This window comes from Noviherbaspirillum sp. (assembly GCF_035944575.1).
Classification (GTDB): Bacteria; Pseudomonadota; Gammaproteobacteria; order Burkholderiales; family Burkholderiaceae_D; genus Noviherbaspirillum.
In genome coordinates this window covers 1-19,689 of the sequence record NZ_DASZBA010000228.1, presented here as the reverse complement: position 1 = coordinate 19,689, position 19,689 = coordinate 1, and the positions used below count along the sequence as shown (strand labels likewise).

15 protein-coding genes are annotated in these 19,689 nt (G+C 60.9%); 13 read left to right on the top strand and 2 right to left on the bottom strand.

Features of this window, described 5'->3' with window-relative positions:
- The first annotated feature begins 9 nt into the window (after nt 1-9).
- Both VGU61_RS18140 and VGU61_RS18135 read left to right on the top strand, forming a co-directional pair.
- Entirely contained in the window at nt 10-738 is a 729-nt protein-coding gene (locus VGU61_RS18140; protein ID WP_326860642.1) for an AzlC family ABC transporter permease, read from the top strand.
- On the top strand, nt 735-1,055 hold the full coding sequence (locus tag VGU61_RS18135) for an AzlD domain-containing protein (RefSeq protein WP_326860641.1): 321 nt from the start codon (nt 735-737) through the stop codon (nt 1,053-1,055). The genes VGU61_RS18140 and VGU61_RS18135 overlap by 4 nt, the downstream gene beginning before the upstream one ends.
- 21 nt (nt 1,056-1,076) lie before the next feature.
- Here VGU61_RS18135 and VGU61_RS18130 read toward each other — a convergent pair whose 3' ends face one another.
- Nucleotides 1,077-1,544, bottom strand: coding sequence for an SET domain-containing protein (locus VGU61_RS18130; protein WP_326860640.1), 468 nt, complete (start codon nt 1,542-1,544; stop codon nt 1,077-1,079).
- Between the two features lie 159 nt (nt 1,545-1,703).
- Between VGU61_RS18130 and mnmC the strand changes: the two genes are divergently transcribed.
- The 9 genes from mnmC (at nt 1,704) to VGU61_RS18085 (ending at nt 16,139) form a co-directional block, all read left to right on the top strand.
- On the top strand, nt 1,704-3,575 hold the full coding sequence (mnmC, locus tag VGU61_RS18125; protein WP_326860638.1) for a bifunctional tRNA (5-methylaminomethyl-2-thiouridine)(34)-methyltransferase MnmD/FAD-dependent 5-carboxymethylaminomethyl-2-thiouridine(34) oxidoreductase MnmC: 1,872 nt from the start codon (nt 1,704-1,706) through the stop codon (nt 3,573-3,575).
- 46 nt (nt 3,576-3,621) lie between these two features.
- Nucleotides 3,622-6,042, top strand: a complete 2,421-nt coding sequence (locus VGU61_RS18120; RefSeq protein WP_326860637.1) for an AsmA family protein — start codon at nt 3,622-3,624, stop codon at nt 6,040-6,042.
- A gap of 494 nt (nt 6,043-6,536) precedes the next feature.
- Nucleotides 6,537-8,459 (top strand): PrkA family serine protein kinase, encoded by a 1,923-nt coding sequence (locus VGU61_RS18115; RefSeq protein ID WP_326860636.1) that lies wholly within the window; start codon nt 6,537-6,539, stop codon nt 8,457-8,459.
- Between the two features lie 257 nt (nt 8,460-8,716).
- Nucleotides 8,717-9,982, top strand: coding sequence for a YeaH/YhbH family protein (locus VGU61_RS18110; protein WP_326860634.1), 1,266 nt, complete (start codon nt 8,717-8,719; stop codon nt 9,980-9,982).
- Nucleotides 9,979-11,571, top strand: coding sequence for a SpoVR family protein (locus tag VGU61_RS18105; RefSeq protein ID WP_326860633.1), 1,593 nt, complete (start codon nt 9,979-9,981; stop codon nt 11,569-11,571). The genes VGU61_RS18110 and VGU61_RS18105 overlap by 4 nt, the downstream gene beginning before the upstream one ends.
- Before the next feature lie 402 nt (nt 11,572-11,973).
- On the top strand, nt 11,974-12,657 hold the full coding sequence (locus tag VGU61_RS18100) for a hypothetical protein (protein WP_326860632.1): 684 nt from the start codon (nt 11,974-11,976) through the stop codon (nt 12,655-12,657).
- 237 nt (nt 12,658-12,894) lie between these two features.
- Nucleotides 12,895-13,746, top strand: a complete 852-nt coding sequence (locus tag VGU61_RS18095; protein ID WP_326860631.1) for a DUF4142 domain-containing protein — start codon at nt 12,895-12,897, stop codon at nt 13,744-13,746.
- A 64-nt stretch (nt 13,747-13,810) separates the two neighbouring features.
- Nucleotides 13,811-14,260, top strand: a complete 450-nt coding sequence (locus tag VGU61_RS18090; protein ID WP_326860630.1) for a PA2169 family four-helix-bundle protein — start codon at nt 13,811-13,813, stop codon at nt 14,258-14,260.
- A 220-nt stretch (nt 14,261-14,480) separates the two neighbouring features.
- Complete coding sequence (locus VGU61_RS18085; RefSeq protein ID WP_326860629.1) at nt 14,481-16,139, top strand: NAD(P)/FAD-dependent oxidoreductase; 1,659 nt, start codon at nt 14,481-14,483, stop codon at nt 16,137-16,139.
- A gap of 1 nt (nt 16,140) precedes the next feature.
- Here the strand turns inward: VGU61_RS18085 and VGU61_RS18080 are convergent, their stop codons facing one another.
- Nucleotides 16,141-16,617 carry a metallophosphoesterase family protein gene (locus tag VGU61_RS18080; protein WP_326860628.1) on the bottom strand — a complete coding sequence of 159 codons (477 nt, stop codon included), beginning with the start codon at nt 16,615-16,617 and terminating at the stop codon, nt 16,141-16,143.
- Nucleotides 16,618-16,803: 186 nt separating this feature from the next.
- Between VGU61_RS18080 and VGU61_RS18075 the strand changes: the two genes are divergently transcribed.
- On the top strand, nt 16,804-18,462 hold the full coding sequence (locus VGU61_RS18075; protein WP_326860627.1) for a long-chain fatty acid--CoA ligase: 1,659 nt from the start codon (nt 16,804-16,806) through the stop codon (nt 18,460-18,462).
- Nucleotides 18,463-18,605: 143 nt separating this feature from the next.
- A partial coding sequence (locus VGU61_RS18070) for a B12-binding domain-containing radical SAM protein (protein WP_326860626.1) occupies nt 18,606-19,689 on the top strand: 1,084 nt, incomplete at its 3' end.

Below are 19,689 nucleotides of genomic sequence, written 5' to 3'. Positions count from 1 at the left end.
GGATTCGCCATGCCTCACTCCACCCGCTGGTCGAGCGCCGCCGCCGGCGCCCGCGACACCCTGCCGATGCTGATCGGCGCCGCGCCGTTCGGCATGATTTTCGGCACCCTGGTGGCATCCGGTCCGCTCGCCGCCTGGCAGGGACAACTGATGTCCATGAGCGTGTATGCCGGTTCCAGCCAGTTCATCGCGGTCGGCCTGGTGGCCGGCCACACCGGCATGCTGGTGATCTGGCTGACCACGCTGATCGTCAACCTGCGCCACATGCTCTACGCCGCCACGCTGCTGCCGCAGGTCGCCCACCTGCCGGGCCGCTGGCGCTTCACGCTCGGTTTCCTGCTGACCGACGAAACCTTCGCGGTGATGAACGGCTATTACCGCCAGCATCCCGGGGCGCCGCTCGGCCATTGGTATTTCCTCGGGTCCGGCCTGTCGATGTATGTCAACTGGCAGGTGTGGACCCTGGCTGGCCTGCTGTTCGGCGCGGCGTTTCCCGGACTGCAATCGCTCGGGCTTGATTTTGCGATGGTGGCTACGTTCATCGCCATCGTCGTGCCGCAATTGTCGCGCCTGCCGCATGCGGGTGCCGCGCTGGCAGCCGGCGCTTTTGCTTTCCTGCTGAGGGACCTGCCCTACAAGCTCGGGCTGTTGTCGGCGGTTCTGGCCGGCGTGGCTGTCGGGATCACCCTGACGCGCTGGCGCCAGCAAGGCGGCATCGGTGAGAGGGGGCGGGCATGAGCCATACCATCATGATCGCCGGCATGGCGTTGGTGACCATCTTCATCAAGGCCGCCATCTTCCTGCTCGGCGACCGGATCGTATTTCCGCCCTGGTTGAAGGAGGCGCTCGGCTTCGTCCCGGTGACGGTGCTTACCGCAATCATCGTGCCGATGATTCTTGCGCCCCAGGGTGGAGACATCGAACTTCACTGGCGCAACCCGCAACTGGTGGCGTCGATTGTTGCAGTGGCCGTCTGTGCGGCCACCGGACGGCAGTTGCTGACCATCCTGGTCGGGCTCGTTGTCTTTTTCGGCTGGCAGTTCGGCATGCCGTAAGTGCGGCAGCCGGACGATGGTTCAGCGCTTCGGCGCGAGCATCGTGCCGCGGCAGTTCTTCGCGCCGCAAAGACAGGCATAGGTACGCTTCAGTTTGGCGGTGTGGCGCTCTTCGAGCTGCAGCCCGTAGTCGTAGTTGAGTTCTTCGCCGCGCTTGATGTCGCGCAGCGCATAAATGAAGATGCGTTTCTTTTCCTCGCGCGCCTCGCAATTGGGCGCGCAGGAATGGTTGATCCAGCGTGCGTCGTTGCCGCCGCTGCCACCATCGATGATGCGCCCGCTTTCCAGGCTGAAGAAAAAGGTGTGCGAGGAATTGCCTTCCTTTTCGGCATGCCGCTTTTCCGCTTTTTGCCAGCTGATGCGCTCGCCTTCGTATTCGGCGATCAGCGTACCTTCCGGGATCTTGCGGGTGGCAAAAGCGCCTTTGCCGTGGATCTTTGAATCCTTGATGATGTAAGCGGGCTTCGCGGTGCTGTCGGAACTGTTCATGTGTGGTCGGTGGAAACGGCTTGAGCGGGGATGCATGCCGGCCTGGCGGCAGGCGGAGCGTCATGATGGAAAGCCGCTATTATCGTGCAAGTCAATTATCATTGCATGCTTCTTCGCATGCCGATTTGCGTTTGATCTGGCTCGCCACACACCTTTCCGATGATCCCCACGCCACTGGTTCCCGCCTCCCCGACAAACGATGCCGTCCATGCGGATGGCGCATTGATGCGCGCCCATAATCTGTTCCTGGCCGGGACACGTGCAGCCCAACGGTGGCACGGACGCGAATGCTTTACCGTGCTCGACGCCGGATTCGGTGCCGGCGCCAATTTCCTTGCGACCTGGAAGGCATGGCAGGACGACCCGGCAGCGCCGCGACGGCTGCATTACCTCGCGGTCGAGCCCCATCCCTTCCGCCTGTCCGATCTGGCCCAGGTCCATGCGGGCTGGCCCGGGTTTGCGCTGTTGTCGGCGCAGTTGCGTGCAGCCTGGCCGCCGCCCATGCCCGGCTTTCACCGGCTGCTCCTGGCGGACGGGCGCGTCATGCTGACCCTGATATTGTCGGATGCCGCCTCCTGGCTGGCGAAGATCGATGCGCAGGTAGATGCGTTCTATCTGCACTCCGCGCCGGCCATCGAGGGGCAACCCGGACAGGGATCGATCTTGTCGCGGCTTGACCGGCTGGCCGCGGAGGGGGCGGTGCTGGCCGGCACCGGCGACCTGTCCGACACGGCACGGGCTGCCCTGGTTCAGGCCGGTTTTCGTTGCGCGCCGTTTCCCCTGCCCGACGGCAAACAGGGCGTCGTCGCGGAATACGCGCCCCGCCGGCAGATAGCGCAGGCAGGCATGCCGGCACCCCAACGCGAAGCGATCATCATCGGCGCCGGCCTTGCCGGCAGCGCCGCCTGTGAGCGACTCGCCGCGCGCGGCTGGCTGGTCACGCTGATCGAGCGGCATGACCGGCCCGGACAGGAGGCGTCCGGCAACCTCGCCGGCATCGTCAAGCCGCTCCTAGCCAAGGACGACAATCCCGGTGCGCGCCTGGCGCGGGCCGCCTATCTGTTCGCACTGGGCTACTGGCGCTATCTCGGCGGCATCGGTACGGCATTCGACGGCGAGGCATGCGGCGTACTGCAACTCGCCGCGGACACCGCCGATGCACAAGACCAATACCGGACCGCAATGCTGCACCGGTATCCGGCGAACTACGTGCGCTGGCTGGACGGGGCAGCCGTCTCCGCACTCCTCGACGGCGAGCCGTCTCACGGCGGCTGGCTGTTTCCAGAGGGCGGCTGGGTCCGGCCGCCGAGCTTGTGCGATGCGATGCTTGCCGCCGGAGGCGAAGGTATCCGACACCGCTTCGCATGCAGCGCAACCGTGCTTACCCGTACGAATGACCAATGGCGCGTCACCGGCGCCGAAGGAACGACGATCGCCGAAGCGCCGGTCGTCATTCTTGCCAATGGAACTTATGCAAGGTCCTTCCCTCAGACAGACAAGCTGCCCCTGACAGCGATCCGGGGACAGGTCAGTCACCTGCCTGCCCGGTCGCTGCCGGACCTGCCGGTCGTGGTGTCGGGAGAGGGCTACCTGACCCGCGCCGTCGACGGCCTGTGCAGCGTGGGCGCATCCTATGATTTCGACGACGACCGTCATCTCCGCCAGGACAGCCATGCGCAGAATCTTGCGCGCCTGGCGCAACTGCTGCCGAAGGCCGGCCGGACGGTGGCGAATGCGGCACTTGCCGGCAGGGTGGGATTCCGTTGCGCATCGCCGGACCGGCTGCCGCTGGTCGGTGCATTGCCGGATCAGCAGGCCGGAATCGCCGGCAGCCGCCTGCGCGATGTGCCGCGCCTGCCCGGCTTGCACGGCCTGCTCGGCTACGGTTCGCGCGGCCTCGTATGGGCGCCGTTCTGTGCCGAACTGCTGGCCGCGCAACTGAACGGCGAGCCGCTGCCGGCGGAACGGGATCTCGTGCAGGCACTCGATCCGGCGCGATTCGCACTCAAGGCACATCGACGCGGCGGCTGACCTTCGTTCGCAGGCAGCGGCGCGAACCGCTGCCGGAAGGGAAGACATGCCAAAAATTGCCAGACGCATCGCCATCGGAATCGCCGCATTGCTTGCCGTGGTGCTGGCCGCTGCCGCCATCCTCGCGGCGACCTTCGATCCGAACGACTACAAGCCGCAACTGATTCAACTGGTGCAGGACAGATACCAGCGCACTCTGACCATTCCTGGTGACGTCAGGCTTCGGCTCTTTCCCCGCATCGCCGCCGATCTCGGCCCGGCCGCCATTTCCGAGCGCGGCGGCGCAGAACGGTTCGCCGCCGTCGACGGCGCAAGGCTATCGCTGGCACTCCTTCCATTGTTTTCCAGGCAATTCGTGGTCGACCATGTTCGCATCGATGGCTTGCGTGCCAACATCCGGCGCGGCAAGGATGGCTCCACCAATTTCGACGACCTGCTCGGCAAGGATGCGCCGCCGGCCAGGGAAGCGGTGCCACCGCAAACTGCCGCCGGCAATGAAGTCGGTTTCGACATCGATAGCGTGCAAATCAACGATGCGCAGATCCGCATCGACGATCGCCAGCAGAACCGACGGATCGAACTGGCCAACCTCGACATCCGTAGCGGCAGGATCGCCGACGGCGTGCCGGGTACCTTGCACCTGACGGCCGATGTCAAGTCGGACAAGCCGGATATCGACGTGCAGCTTGCGATCGACAGCGGCTTCGCATTCCACCTCGGACCAGGGCGCTACCAGGTCACGGATCTCGATGCCAGGATCAAGGGCCGGATGGCCGGCATTGCCGGTCTCGTCGCCACCGCTGCCGGCAACGCCGACCTCTCACCGTCGACAAGACGTTTCACCCTCGATGGAATTCGTGTCACCGCGAACGGCAAACATGAGGGACGGGCGATCGATGTGAAATTCGACATACCCAAGCTCGCCGTCACCGATGAAAAGATGGCCGGCGGAAAAGTCAATGGCGAAGCGCGACTGGTGCAGGGAGCGCGGACCCTCACCGCCACCTTCGCCGCGCCCTCCTTCGATGGATCGCCGCAATCCTTCCGACTGCCGGAGATCATGCTCGAGGCGACAGCGAAGGACGCCGGCCTCGATGCAAAAGTAAAGCTGGCCGGTGCGCTCAGTGGCAGCATCGACAAGCTGCTGCTCGGCTCGCCGCGAATGTCATTGCAGCTTTCAGGAAGCAAGGGCGGTACGGCAATCGATGGCGCGCTGACCACGCCTTTCTCCGCCAGCTTCGAGACGATGCATGTCGACTTGCCAAATATCGAAGGCAACTTCACGCTGCCCAATCCCGCCGGCGGCGCACTTGCTTTCAAAACCGCCGGCAATGCACGTATCAATCTCGACAAGAAAACCATGACGACAGCGCTCAAGGGCAGCCTTGATGACAGTGCCTATGATGCGCGGCTCGGCCTGAGCCGGTTTTCGCCGCCCGCCTATACCTTCGATATCGGCATCGACCGGCTCGATCTTGATCGCTACAAGCGCAAGCCGTCACCACAACGGTCGGTAGAGAAAGGCGGCCCGCCCGCCAAGCCGGCCGCCGAAGAACCTGTCGACCTGTCCGCGCTTCGCACATTGCAGGCCGACGGCAATCTGCGCATCGGTTCGCTGAAAGCCTCCGGTATCAGGGCCTCCGATGTGCGCATGGCACTGAAGGCCCGCAATGGCAAGGCCGACATCGATCCGATTGCCGCTCGTCTTTATGGCGGCAGCGCGGCGGGCGCGTTATCGGTCATGACTGGCAACCCGGCGCACGTCGCAATCAGGCAGAACCTGACCGGCATCGACGTCGGGCCGCTGCTGAAGGACGCGCTCGGCGGCAGCCGCGTCGAAGGCAGGAGCAATGTCCGGCTCGACGTTGCGGGCAAAGGCATGGCATTCGGGCAAATCAGGAAAAGCCTGGATGGCAATGCGGCCGTCGAACTGCGCGACGGCAGCGTACGCGGCGTGAACATCGCACAGGCGGTACGCAATGCAAAGGCAAAGATAGGCGAGCTCCGGGGTGATGCGCCGCCGCAATCAGGCACCGCGGCAGCGGGCGACAAGACCGACTTCAGCGAACTTTCCGGGACTTTCCGGATTGCCGGCGGTATTGCCCGCAACGATGACCTCAGCATCAAATCGCCACTCATTCGCGTCAGCGGCGCAGGGGAAATCAATCTGGGCGAGGAGCGCATCGACTATCTTGCGAAGACGACGGTCGTATCGACGCTGGAGGGGCAGGGCGGACCGGAACTGCAGGCGCTCAAGGGTCTGACCATCCCTGTCCGGCTATCCGGTCCTTTCGATGCGATAGGCTGGCGCATCGATGTTGCCGGCATGGCATCCGAACTGGCCCGTCAAAAGCTTGATGAGAAAAGAGAAGAAATCAAATCGAAAGCGCAGAAGGCGCTGGAGGGTCAAAAGGGCAAGGTGGAGGAGAGATTGAAAGAAGGGCTAAGAGGCTTGTTGGGAAAATAAAAAGAAATGCAGGCCCTTCGCATGCAACCGCGACACTCACCGTCATCAGCTATGCATGCTTGCCGTGCAAATGAAATTAGTGAACCGGTTTTACCTCGCATCTTTGCCGATCAACCAATGCATTACAGCAGGTATAACGAAGATACGAAATCAATTCGTTAGTGCGCATCGACATGAGTGTCTCATTTGCGCCAATGGTTCGTTATCAAAATCCGAATTACGACTCGTCGCGAGACAACTCACACGCAAAAAAGTTTTGCGCAACCGATCCCGTTTTGCAAAAAAACACGAGAGAAATGCTGCTTTGAAAAGAGCATTTGCAAAGCCTAATTTGCATCTTTTTGCGCTTACAAAAAATCTGCTTTTTTTGAGAAAAATTTCCTATCGGCTCTGGAAAAGTGCGCGTATTATTAAATTGCGGAGTGGAAATACACATCTGAATCCGACACCCATCCGACACACATTTCGACCGGTAGATTACAAAGGACCCACCCATGAAAATCTTTGACAACTACGCAGCACGATATGAGCGGACTAGGGAAGAGGAATACTCCCTGCAAGAATATCTGGAGTTGTGCAAGAGCGATCGACTCGCCTATGCCAGTGCCGCTGAGCGCATGCTCGAAGCGATTGGTGAACCTGAACTGGTCGATACACGCCATGATCCGCGCCTGTCCCGGATCTTCGCAAACAAGGTAATAAAAATATATCCCGCGTTCCGTGAGTTCTACGGCACCGAGGAAGTCATCGAGCAGGTCGTATCCTATTTCCGTCATGCAGCTCAAGGTCTTGAAGAGCGCAAGCAGGTTCTGTATCTGCTTGGCCCCGTTGGCGGCGGCAAATCGTCGATCGCCGAAAAGCTCAAGGAGCTGATGGAAAAAGTCCCGTTCTATTGCATCAAGGGCTCCCCCGTCAACGAGTCGCCGCTCGGTCTCTTCAATGAAGTCGAAGACGGCGCCATCCTCGAAGAAGACTACGGCATCCCGCGCCGTTATCTGAAGACCATCCCCAGCCCGTGGGCAGTCAAGCGCCTGCATGAATTCAACGGCGACATCAACCAGTTCCGCGTGGTCAGGCGTTATCCGTCGGTGCTGAAACAGGTGGCAATCTCCAAGACCGAGCCGGGCGACGAAAACAACCAGGACATTTCCTCCCTCGTCGGCAAGGTAGACATCCGCAAGCTGGAAGACTATTCGCAGGACGACCCGGATGCATACAGCTACTCCGGTGGCCTGTGCCTGTCGAACCAGGGCCTGATGGAATTCGTCGAGATGTTCAAGGCACCGATCAAGGTTCTGCATCCGCTGCTGACGGCGACCCAGGAAGGCAATTACAAGGGTACCGAGGGCTTCGGCGCGATCCCGTTCGACGGCGTGGTATTGGCCCACTCGAACGAGTCGGAGTGGAAGGCATTCCGCAACAACAAGAACAACGAAGCGTTCCTCGACCGTATCTATATCGTGAAGGTGCCGTACTGCCTGCGCGTATCGGACGAGATCAAGATCTACGACAAGCTGGTCCGCAGCTCGTCGCTGTCGAAAGCGCCCTGCGCGCCCGGGACCCTGAAGATGATGGCGCAGTTCGCCGTGCTGTCGCGTATCAAGGATCCGGAAAACTCCAGCATCTTCAGCAAGATGCAGGTGTATGACGGCGAGAACCTGAAGGACACCGACCCGAAAGCGAAGTCCCGCCAGGAGTATGTGGACTACGCCGGCGTGGACGAAGGCATGAGCGGCCTGTCGACACGTTTCGCCTACAAGATCCTGTCCAAGGTGTTCAACTTCGATACCACCGAAGTCGCGGCCAATCCGGTGCACCTGCTGTACGTGCTGGAACAGCAGATCGAGCGCGAGCAGTTCCCGGCGGAGCTGGAGCAGAAGTACCTGTCCTACATCAAGGAATACCTGGCGCAGCGTTACGTCGAGTTCATCGGCAAGGAAATCCAGACGGCGTACCTCGAAAGCTACTCCGAGTACGGCCAGAACATTTTCGACCGCTACGTGACGTTCGCAGATTACTGGATCCAGGACCAGGAATTCCGTGATCCGGATACCGGCGAGAGCTTCGATCGCGATTCGCTCAACAGTGAACTCGAGAAGATCGAAAAGCCGGCCGGCATTTCGAATCCGAAGGACTTCCGCAACGAGATCGTCAACTTCGTGCTGCGCGCACGGGCCCAGAACAACGGAAAGAATCCGACCTGGACCAGCTACGAAAAACTGCGCACGGTGATCGAGAAGAAGATGTTCTCCAACACCGAGGAACTGCTGCCGGTGATCTCCTTCAATGCCAAGGCCAGCGCCGACGACGCGAACAAGCACCAGGAGTTCGTGGCGCGGATGGTGGCGAAGGGTTATACGGCGAAGCAGGTACGGTTGTTGTGCGAGTGGTATCTGCGGGTACGGAAGTCGTCGTAACCGATTTCCATCGCTGCAAGGTTCCCTCCCCCTGTCAGGGGGAGGGCTAGGGAGGGGGTAGTGAGGTCGAGCATGCGCATGCAGTGATTCAACCTTCACACCCCCACCCTAACCTTCCCCCTGAAAGGGCGGAAGGAACTAGGTCAGTAGAAGTCTGTTCGTCCGCCGCACCAGACCGGCGCGGCAACGAACCCAGTCAGATTTGAAGTGAAGCACCCTGGCATCCAAGCCACGTAGCATCACAAGCAGGAGGCACTTTGGTTCACCTCATCGACCGGCGTCTGCAGGGCAAGAACAAATCCGCGGGAAACCGCGAGCGTTTCTTGCGCCGATACAAAGGGCAGATCAAACAGGCAGTGGAACGTGCCATCAAGGGCCGCTCGATCACCGAAGTCGAGAAAGGCGAAAAGATTTCCATTCCCGTCAAGGACATCAACGAGCCGAATTTCGGCCATGCCCAGGGCGGCGTGTGGGAAACGGTACGTCCCGGCAACAAGGAATATCAGAAGGGTGACCAGCTGCAGCGGCCGAAAGGCGGCAGCGGTCAGGGCAAGGGCAAGGCAGGCAACAGCGAGGAAACCAGCGAAGACGATTTCGCCTTCGAGCTGTCGCGCGACGAGTTCCTGAACGTCTTCTTCGAAGACCTTGAACTGCCCAACCTGATCAAGACGCAGCTGAAGTCAGTCACCGAGTTCAAGCAGCAGCGCGCCGGCTACAAGCTGTCTGGCACCACATCCAACATCCATGTGCTGCGCTCGCTGCGCGGCGCGCTCGGACGGCGCATCGCCGTCGGCGGCGGTTCGCGCAAGCGGCTGCGCGAGGCAGAGGCGGAACTGGAGGAATTGCAGCGCACCGCGTTTGAAGACGATCATCGCATACTCGCGTTGAAGCAGGAGATCCGCAAGCTGCGCATCAAGATCGAGGCGATCCCGTTCATCGATCCGATCGACCTGCGCTACAGCAACCGCATCCTGGTGCCGAAGCCGACCAGCCAGGCGGTAATGTTCTGCATCATGGACGTGTCGGGCTCGATGGACCAGGCGAAGAAGGATGCGTCCAAGCGCTTCTTCATCTTGCTGTACCTGTTCCTGACGCGCGCCTACGAAAAGATCGAGGTGGTGTTCATCCGCCACCATACCCAGGCGTCGGAAGTGACCGAGGACGAGTTCTTCAATTCCCGCGAGTCGGGCGGCACGGTGGTGTCGTCGGCGCTGCATCTGCTGAAGAAGATCATCGAAGAACGTTATGCCAGCAGCGACTGGAATACCTATGTCGCGCAGGCGTCCGACGGCGACAACTGGGATAACGATTCGATCACCTGCCGCAACCTGCTGATCAACTCGATCATGCCGATGGTGCAGTACTACGCCTATGTCGAGATCACCGACGGCGAGCCGCAGAACCTGTGGGAGGAATACACCCAGATTCCGGCGCACCATCCGCACTTCGCGATGCAGAAGATTGAATCGCCGGCGGATATCTATCCGGTATTCCGTGAACTTTTCAAGAAGCAACCGAAATGACAGAGACCGCAATCAGGAAAACGGCAAGCAAGCCGTCCGCCAGGGCGACCGGTAAAGGCTTTCGCAAAAAGGCCGGCAAGCCGGTCCGCCTGCCCGAGCAGTCGGAATGGACCTTCGAACTGATCGAGCAGATACACGGTGAAATCCGCCGCGTGGCGGAAGGCTTCGGACTCGATACTTATCCAAACCAGCTCGAAATCATCACCGCCGAGCAGATGATGGATGCCTACGCATCCGTCGGCATGCCGGTGTCCTACAGCCACTGGTCGTTCGGCAAGCACTTCCTGTCGACCGAAAAGAGCTACAAGCGCGGGCAGATGGGACTGGCGTACGAGATCGTGATCAATTCCAGCCCGTGCATCGCGTACCTGATGGAAGAAAACAGCCTGACCATGCAGGCGCTGGTGATTGCGCATGCATCCTACGGCCACAATTCCTTTTTCAAGAACAATTACCTGTTCCGCACCTGGACCGACGCGGAAGCGATCATCGATTACATGGTGTTCGCGAAAAACTACATCGCCGACTGCGAGCAGCGTTACGGCATCGAAGCGGTGGAACTGCTGCTCGACTCCTGCCATGCGCTGCAGAACTACGGCGTCGACCGCTACAAGCGTCCCGCCAAGCTGTCGATGGCCGAGGAACGCGAACGCCAGGACGAGCGCGAGCGTTATCTGCAGTCGCAGGTCAACGATCTGTGGCGGACCCTGCCGCGCCGCGAGGAGTCGGTTGCCGTTGCAGCGCCCGACCGTTTCCCGGCCGAGCCGCAGGAAAACCTGCTGTACTTCATCGAGAAGTTCGCACCGCTGCTGCAGCCATGGCAGCGCGAGATCGTGCGCATCGTTCGCAAGATCTCGCAGTACTTCTATCCGCAGCGCCAGACCCAGGTCATGAACGAAGGCTGGGCGACGTTCTGGCACTACACCATTCTCAACAAGCTGTATGACGAAGGCGTGGTCGGCGACGGCTTCATGATGGAGTTTTTGCAAAGCCATACGAACGTGGTGTACCAGCCGCCGGTCACCAGCAAGTATTACAGCGGCATCAATCCCTATGCGCTCGGCTTTGCGATGATGCGCGACATCCGTCGTATCTGCGAGGAACCGACCGACGAAGACCGGCACTGGTTTCCGGACATCGCCGGCGGCGACTGGCAGAAAACGCTCGACTTCGCGATGCGCAATTTCAAGGATGAAAGCTTCATCGCCCAGTACCTGTCACCGAAGCTGATCAGGGAGTTCCACTTCTTCTCGATCCTCGATGACGACAAGAAAGACAAGCTCAGCGTATCGGCGATTCACGATGAGAGCGGCTATCGCTACATCAGGGAACAGCTCGCCGGGCAGTACAACCTCGGCAACCGTGAGCCGAACATCCAGGTATGGTCCGTCGATACCCATGGTGACCGGGCGCTGACCCTTCGCCATAACCAGTATCTGCGCCGGCCTTTGAACGGGCAGACCAACGAAGTGCTGAAACATGTGGCGCGCTTATGGGGCTTCGATGTGCATCTTGAAACCGTCGATCCGGACGGCAAGGTGTTAAGCACTATCGAGTGCAAGTGCGAAAAGCGCCAACGCGGAAGCTGACAAGTTGCCTGATGGGGATGGCAGCCGTCCGCCGCTGCAACCCCGACAGGCTTTCCACGCACCTGCGCTTTGCTTGGGTGCGGGCACGATGAGAAAGGGGCCGCCTCGTGCGCCATCGTGTCCGCACGTTTTTCTTTTCTCCATTCCTCCAAACCCCCGCTATCAAAAGCTTCCGTTGGGCATCTTCCCTCTCTGGCATGTTTCGGAGTCGGACACGATTTTGTAAATTTGCATCGTTTCTGTATTTTCTACCTGAGCTATTCCCGAATTTTCCTCTGTATTACAGCGTTCCTTGTAGCTGAAGGCAATATTGTGCAACTGGCACGACCATTGCGTTTGTTCTTGCATAAACCGCCGCATGTCACGGCGGCATTGTGAAAACAAACCACCAAGGAGAACTAAATGATCAAGAGCAAAACATTGAGTCGCCTCATGAGCGTCGCTGCATTTGCAATGATGTTTGGCGCAGCGTCCGTCCATGCACAATCAAGCGGCGCAGCCGATGCAACGAGCAAGGATGCGGCAGGCAAGACCAGCGCCAACCGCGCAGGCCAGATGAGCCCGACCGGCGAAAACGAAACCACCAGCGCACGTCCGACTACATCGGGCACGTCATCATCCACCAGCGGCACCAGTGGCACCACCGGCAGCAGCGCATCGGGCAGCAGCACGACAGGCAAGAGCAGCGGCATGAGCTCCGGTTCAAGCAGCAGCGACAAGGCGGATGCAACCACCAAGAACGCCGCAGGCAAAACCCAAGCCAATCGCGAAGGCAAGATGAGCCCGACCGGCGAAAATGAGACCACCAGCGCACGTCCGCCGGCAAGCAAGTCCTCCAAAGGAAGCGGCGCCGATAATACTTCCGGCAGCTCCGCAAGCTCAAAAACCGGCGGTTCTACCAGCTCCACTTCGGGCATGGGCAGCTCCACCGGCTCCAGCTCGGGTTCGTCGAGCGGCAAAGCCGACGCGACAAGCAAGGATGCGGCAGGCAAGACCAGCGCCAACCGCGCAGGCCAGATGAGCCCGACTGGTGAAAACGAAACTACCAGCGCACGTCCGACTACAGGCTCCAAGAGCGGCCAGTAATCACTGAAATTAGGACGTTGCATCCGGGAGGGAAACGGAAAGCCGTTTCCCTCCCGGTAATTTTTCCAGGTTCCTGTAGTTCATTCTGCCGTCGGCAAGCGATGGCATTGACGCCCGGCCAGGCAATACGACTGCCAGTGCCGCCGGCGACGCCCGGTTGTGGCACACACATTGCCTGCTGCTTCGGGCAGCTCATGTAGTTCACAGGCTACCGCCCCCATTCAAAGGAGAATTGTCATGTTGAAACGCGAACACCTGCCGCACATGCTCGGCGCCGCCACGCTGGCGTTGATGTTTAGCGCCGCATCGGTACACCCACAAACCACAACCACAGGCACCAGCGGTACTGCAGCCACTACCGGTACCTCGTCAACCACCGGTGATTCCAGGGCGCCGGGTGCCAGCGGCGGTTCTGCAGCTTCCGGAGCAAGCGCGTCTCCATCCGCAGGCAGCCAGGGCAGCGGTGCATCGGGTGCCGCAGCCGCAACGTCGGGCGCCAGCGACAAGTCCGCCGGCGCCAGCAGCAAAGCAGGCAACAGCCTGAGCAAGGGTGACCAGGACATCCTGCGCCAGATGGCGATCACCAATATCTCGGAAATCGAGGCGGCGAAGCTGGCGCAGAGCAAGAGCAAGGATGAAAAGGTCAAGACCTACGCGCAGCAGATGATCGATGACCACACCAAGGCACAGGGCGAACTGGAGCAACTCGCCCAGTCCAAGAACGTCACCTTGCCGAAAGAGCCGGACGCCAAGCACAAGGCCATGGCCAAAAAGCTGAGCGCGCTCGAAGGCGAGAAGTTCGATAAGCAATACATGGCACAAGGCGGCGTAACGGATCACCGCAACGCCCACGGCATGCTGCAAAAAGCCGAGAAAACTGCCAAGGATCCAGAGGTAAAAGCCCTGGTGACCAAGATGATTCCGGTCGTTGACCAGCACTTGCAGACCGCACGCCAGGATACCGGCAGCGCCAAGTCCGCATCCGGTAAGTCAGGTGGTGCGGGTGCCTCATCCGGCGGCAGCGGTGCATCAGCCGGTTCAGGCGGAGCCGGTGCGACGGGCTCCGGTTCGGGCAGCACGGGCAAGTAAGCGGGGTACAGGCGGAAACGCCTGTCCGGATCATCGACAGCGATCAACAACCATAGGAGAAAACATGAATAACGATGAAGTAATCTCGACCCTGAACGATTTGATCGAAACATGCAAGGATGGCGAGGAAGGTTTCCGTACCTGCGCGGAAGACATGAAGGACACGCAGATCAAATCGTTGTTCATGAACCGCGCACAGGGATGTGCCCAGGCTGCCGGCGAACTGCAGCAACTGGTGCGCACCTACGGCGGCGATCCGGAAACCAGCAGTGGACTCGGTGGGGCCTTGCATCGCCGCTGGGTCGATCTGAAGTCGCTGGTCACCGGCAAGGATGATAAATCCATCCTCAACGAATGCGAGCGCGGCGAGGACGTCGCGGTGCGCAGCTACCGCTCGGCACTGGAGAAGAACCTGCCGGTCGATGTGCGCAACATCGTTGAGCGCCAGTATCAGGGCGTGCTGCAAAATCACGATCAGGTCAAGCGCCTGCGCGAGCAGTTCAAGAACGCCTGAAACGTGGGATAGCAATTCATGCCGCTCTCCGCAGGGCGGTTGAACCGAAGCAATTGAAGCGGAGCAAGACCCCAACCGGTCGCTCCGCTTTTTTTATTGCGGCACCGGTGCGGTAAAATGCGGCCTGCTTGCACCGCAATGCTCTCCGCCTCGCCAGGCAACCCGCTATCGGCGACCGGCATCTTCCCATCCCAACAGCATTTATTCGGATTGACTGCGCATGCTGCGATTGACTGATGTACAACTCCCGCTCGACCATGCAGAAGAGGAACTTCACGCCGCCATTCTGGCGCGGCTGAAAATCGATGCTGCGGAACTGGTCGGTTTCACGGTATTCCGCCGCGGCTACGATGCACGCAAGCGCAGCGCAATCTCGCTGGTGTACACGCTGGATGTCGACGTCAGGAACGAAGCGCCATTGCTGCAACGCTTCGCCGGCGCACCCAATGTCAAACCGGCTCCCGACATGACCTACCGCTTCGTCGCCGAGGCACCTGCCGGGGGAACCAGCAGGCCGGTCGTGATCGGTACCGGGCCTTGCGGCATCTTCGTCGGCCTGCTGCTGGCGCAGATGGGTTTCCGCCCCATCATCCTGGAGCGCGGCAAGGCGGTGCGCGAACGCACGAAGGACACTTGGGGGCTGTGGCGAAAACGCGAACTGCATCCGGAGTCGAATGTGCAGTTCGGCGAAGGCGGCGCCGGTACGTTTTCCGACGGCAAACTCTATAGCGGCATCAAGGACCCGAAGCATTACGGCCGCAAGGTGCTGACCGAATTCGTCAAGGCCTATGCACCGCCGGAAATCCTCTATGTCAGCAAGCCGCATATCGGCACCTTCCGGCTGGTGAAGATGGTGGAGGCCATGCGCGCAACCACCGAATCACTGGGCGGCGAATTCCGCTTCGGCTGCAAGGTCGATGACATCGATATCGAAAACGGCCAGGTGCGAGGCGTGCGGCTCGAGGGCGGCGAAACCATTGCGGCCGACCATGTCGTGCTGGCCGTCGGCCACAGCGCGCGAGACACCTTTCAAATGCTGTACGACCGCGGCGTCTACATGGAGCCCAAGCCTTTTTCGATCGGCTTTCGCATCGAGCATCCGCAATCGCTGATCGACCGCGCGCGCTTTGGCAAATTCGCCGGTCACCCGATGCTCGGCGCCGCCGACTACAAGCTCGTGCATCACGGCTCGGGCGGACGTTCGGTGTACAGCTTCTGCATGTGCCCGGGCGGCACCGTCGTCGCCGCCACATCCGAGCCGGGCCGGGTCGTCACCAACGGCATGAGCCAGTATTCCCGCAACGAACGCAATGCCAACAGCGCCATCGTCGTCGGCATTACGCCGGCCGACTATCCCGGCGATCGCGGTTCGGGACATCCTCTGGCAGGTATCGACCTCCAGCGCGCACTGGAATCACGTGCGTTCGAGATGGGCGGCGGCAACTACGATGCGCCCGGCCAGTTGATCGGCGACTTTCTCGCCGGCCGTGCGTCCACGGCATTCGGATCGGTGCTGCCGTCCTACAAGCCGGGCGTGCGCCTGTGCGATCTCGCGCCCAGCCTGCCGGCTTACGCCATTGAAGCGATCCGCGAAGCGCTGCCGGTGTTCGACAGGCAAATCAAGGGTTATGCGATGGAAGACGGCGTGCTCACCGGCGTCGAAACGCGCACGTCGTCGCCGGTGCGCATCACGCGGCTGGACAACTATCAAAGCCGCAATGTGAAAGGCCTGTTTCCGGCGGGCGAGGGCGCAGGGTATGCGGGCGGCATCTTCTCGGCTGCGGTCGACGGCATCCGTGTCGCCGAAGCGGTGGCGCTCAGCATGACCGGCAGCGCCGACGCGCACGGCGGCATGCAATCGCTGCCGCAGGATTATTGAATCAATCGACTTCGAGCGTCTGGATCCGGGCAGTGCGTTGCCCGTCCCGGATCTCCAGGAGCGCGAGTGAAATCGGCAGCTTGAAGCGGCGCGGCCCTGCGCTGCCGGGGTTCAGATAAAGCACGCCGCTCTCCATTTTAATGGACGGCTTGTGCGAGTGCCCGGTGATCACCACGCCAATGCCGGCCGCTCTTGCATCGACATCGAGATCACTCATGTCGTGCACCACATGGAGCATCACGCCGCCGATGACGATGGTTTCCCTTTCCCTCAGTTCGTTCGCCCACGCGCCCCTGTCGTTATTGCCGCGCACGGCGGTCACCGGCGCGATACGGCCGAGTTCTTCCAGGACTTGCGGGCCGCAGATGTCGCCGGCATGGATGATATGGTCGGACCCCGCCAACGCGACCTTCGCTTCGGGGCGCAGCAGGTTGTGCGTGTCTGAAATCACGCCGATGTGGAGAGTGTCTTTTTTCATGGAACAGAAATGACCGGAATTACCGGCAAAAGTTTTCCGACTGCGGTCATGTGGTGCGTTGCAGCATGCGCGCCGAGCGCTGCAGCCATGAGCTGCATCAATGCCATACAGGGTGTTTCCTGCAGTATTTCCCGCTCGCACCTATAATCATCACTGCCATTTTTATTACAAATCCCAGGCGGAGACATGAATACTACCCACTACCCCCACTGGCCGGTAGGCCTGCCCTATGCCATCACCACACCGGAGACCAGCGTCTACGTCAACCTGGAAGTGTCGGCAAGGCGCTATCCGAGCAAGCCTGCGATTGTTTTCTACGACTCCGTTCTCACCTATGCGCAGGTGCTCGATGAGGTGACGGCACTCGCCGGCTATCTGCAGAAAGTATGCGGCGTGCAGCGCGGCGACAGGGTGTTGCTTGACATGCAGAACAGCCCGCAATTCATCATCGCCTTCTACGCCATCATGCGCGCCGACGCCATGGTCGTGCCAGTGAATCCGATGCTGATGACGGACGAGCTGCAGCACTACATCGAAGACAGCGGCGCGAAAGTCGCCTTCGCATCACAGGAAATTTTCCCGCGCATCGCGCCGCTGGTCGGCAAATCCGGCCTGGAAAAAGTCATTGTCGGCGCCTACTCCGACTACCTCACCGCGCCCACCGACCTCGTCGTGCCCGAGTTCGTGCGCATGCCGCGCAATGTGCCTGCCACGCCCGGCGTCATTGCCTGGGTCGATGCCGTCGCCGAGAAACATGCGCCTGGCCCACACCTCGCCGGCCCTGACGACCTGGCCTGCATGCCCTACACCTCGGGCACCACCGGCAAGCCGAAAGGCTGCGTCCACACCCATCGCTCCGTCATGTTCAACGCCGTCGCCGGCAATGTCTGGTCCGGCCCGACGGTGCCGGATCACGTCACGCTCGCGGTGCTGCCGTTCTTCCATGTCACCGGCATGCAGTCGGTGATGAACGCCATGTTCTTCGCCGGCGGCACGATCGTGGTGCTGCCGCGCTGGGACCGCGACGCGGCCGGCCAGCTCATCACCCGCTACAAGGTCACTACCTGGACGCTGATCCCGACCATGATGATCGACTTCCTGTCCAACCCGCGACTGGCGGAGTACGACATCTCCGGCCTCAAGCGCGTCTCCGGCGGCGGCGCGGCGATGCCGGCGGCGATCGCGCAGAAGCTGCTTGATTTAACCAGCCAGCAATACATGGAAGGCTACGGCCTCTCCGAAACAATGGCGGCGTCGCACGTTAATCCGCCGCAGCGCATGAAGCAGCAATGCCTCGGCGTGCCGTACCTGAACGTGGATTCACGCATCGTCGATCCGACCAGTCTGAAAGAGATGCCGCCCGGCGAAACCGGTGAAATCTGGATCAACGGTCCGCAGGTCTTCCAGGGCTACTGGAACGATCCGAAGAAGACCGAGGAAGCCTTCGCCGAACTCGACGGCAAGCGTTTCTTCCGTTCCGGTGATTTGGGTTACATGGACGAGGAAGGTTTCTTCTTCTTCACCGATCGCCTCAAGCGCATGATCAACGCCAGCGGCTTCAAGGTCTGGCCGGCGGAAGTCGAATCGATGATGTACCAGAACCCGGCGGTGCAGGAATGCTGCATCATCGCCTCGCGCGACCCGTACCGCGGCGAAACGGTGAAGGCGGTCATCGTCAAGCGCCCGGGCGCGGAAGTGACCGAGGACGACATCATCAAATGGGCGCATGAAAAAATGGCCGCCTACAAGACGCCGCGCATCGTCGAGTTCGTCGACACCCTGCCGAAGTCGGCGACCGGCAAGGTGATGTGGCGGATGCTGCAGGAAAAGGAATTGGGAAAATAGCATCATTGCCTTGCCCGGCATGAAGGCAGCGGCAGATCTGCCTTCACGCCGAGGGGCGCCATCCCGGCCAGCCGGACCAGCTATGGTTATCGTCTATGCGGCAACGCGTAAAATAAGGCTCGCGCCACGTTTTGCCGTTTCCCATGACCATCATCCTCTCCACCCTCAACGCCCGTTACACCCACGCCTCGCTCGGCCTGCGCTACCTGCTGGCCAACATGGGCGAGCTGCAGCAGCAAACCCGCCTGCAGGAATTCGTCATCGGCGCAAAGACCGCCGACGTGGTGGAAAAGCTGCTGGCGTACCGGCCCCGCATCATCGGCTTCGGCGTCTACATCTGGAACGTAGAGGAAACCACCCGGGTGGTGGCGATGCTCAAGCGCGTCGCGCCGGACGTGACCATCATCCTCGGCGGGCCGGAAGTGTCGCACGAGCCGGGCGAGCAGCGCATCGTGCAACTGGCCGACTACCTGATCACCGGCTGGGGCGACGTCACCTTCCCGCAGCTCTGCCGGCAGGTGCTGGACGGCCCGAAACCGCTGATGAAAATCCATGCCGGCGCACAACCGCCGCTCGCCGAGCTGGCGCTGCCGTACAGCCTGTATACGGACGAAGACATCGCCCACCGCACGCTCTACGTGGAAGCTTCGCGCGGTTGTCCGTTCAAATGCGAATTCTGCCTGTCCGCGCTCGACAAAACCGCCTGGCCCTTCGACCTCGACGCCTTCCTCGGCGAACTGCAGGCATTGCATGCGCGTGGCGCGCGGCTGTTCAAGTTCGTCGACCGCACCTTTAATCTGAACATCAAGTCCAGCCTGAAGATCATGCAATTCTTCCTCGACAAGCTGGCCGCCCATCCGGACGATCCGGTCTTCGCCCATTTCGAAGTCGTGCCCGATCATTTGCCCGACGCGCTCAAGGAAGCGATTGCACAATTTCCGCCCGGCTGCCTGCAATTCGAGATCGGCATCCAGAGCTTCAATCCGGAGGTGCAGTCGCTGGTCAGCAGGAAGCAGAACAACGACAAGGCCGCCGACAACATCCGCTGGCTGTGCGAACACTCCCATGCGCACCTGCATGTCGACCTGATCGCCGGCCTGCCCGGCGAGGACATCGCCAGCTTCGCGCGCGGCTTCGATCAACTGGTGGCGATCGGGCCGCATGAGATTCAGTTCGGCATCCTCAAGCGACTGCGCGGCACGCCGATCATCCGCCACACGGAGCCGT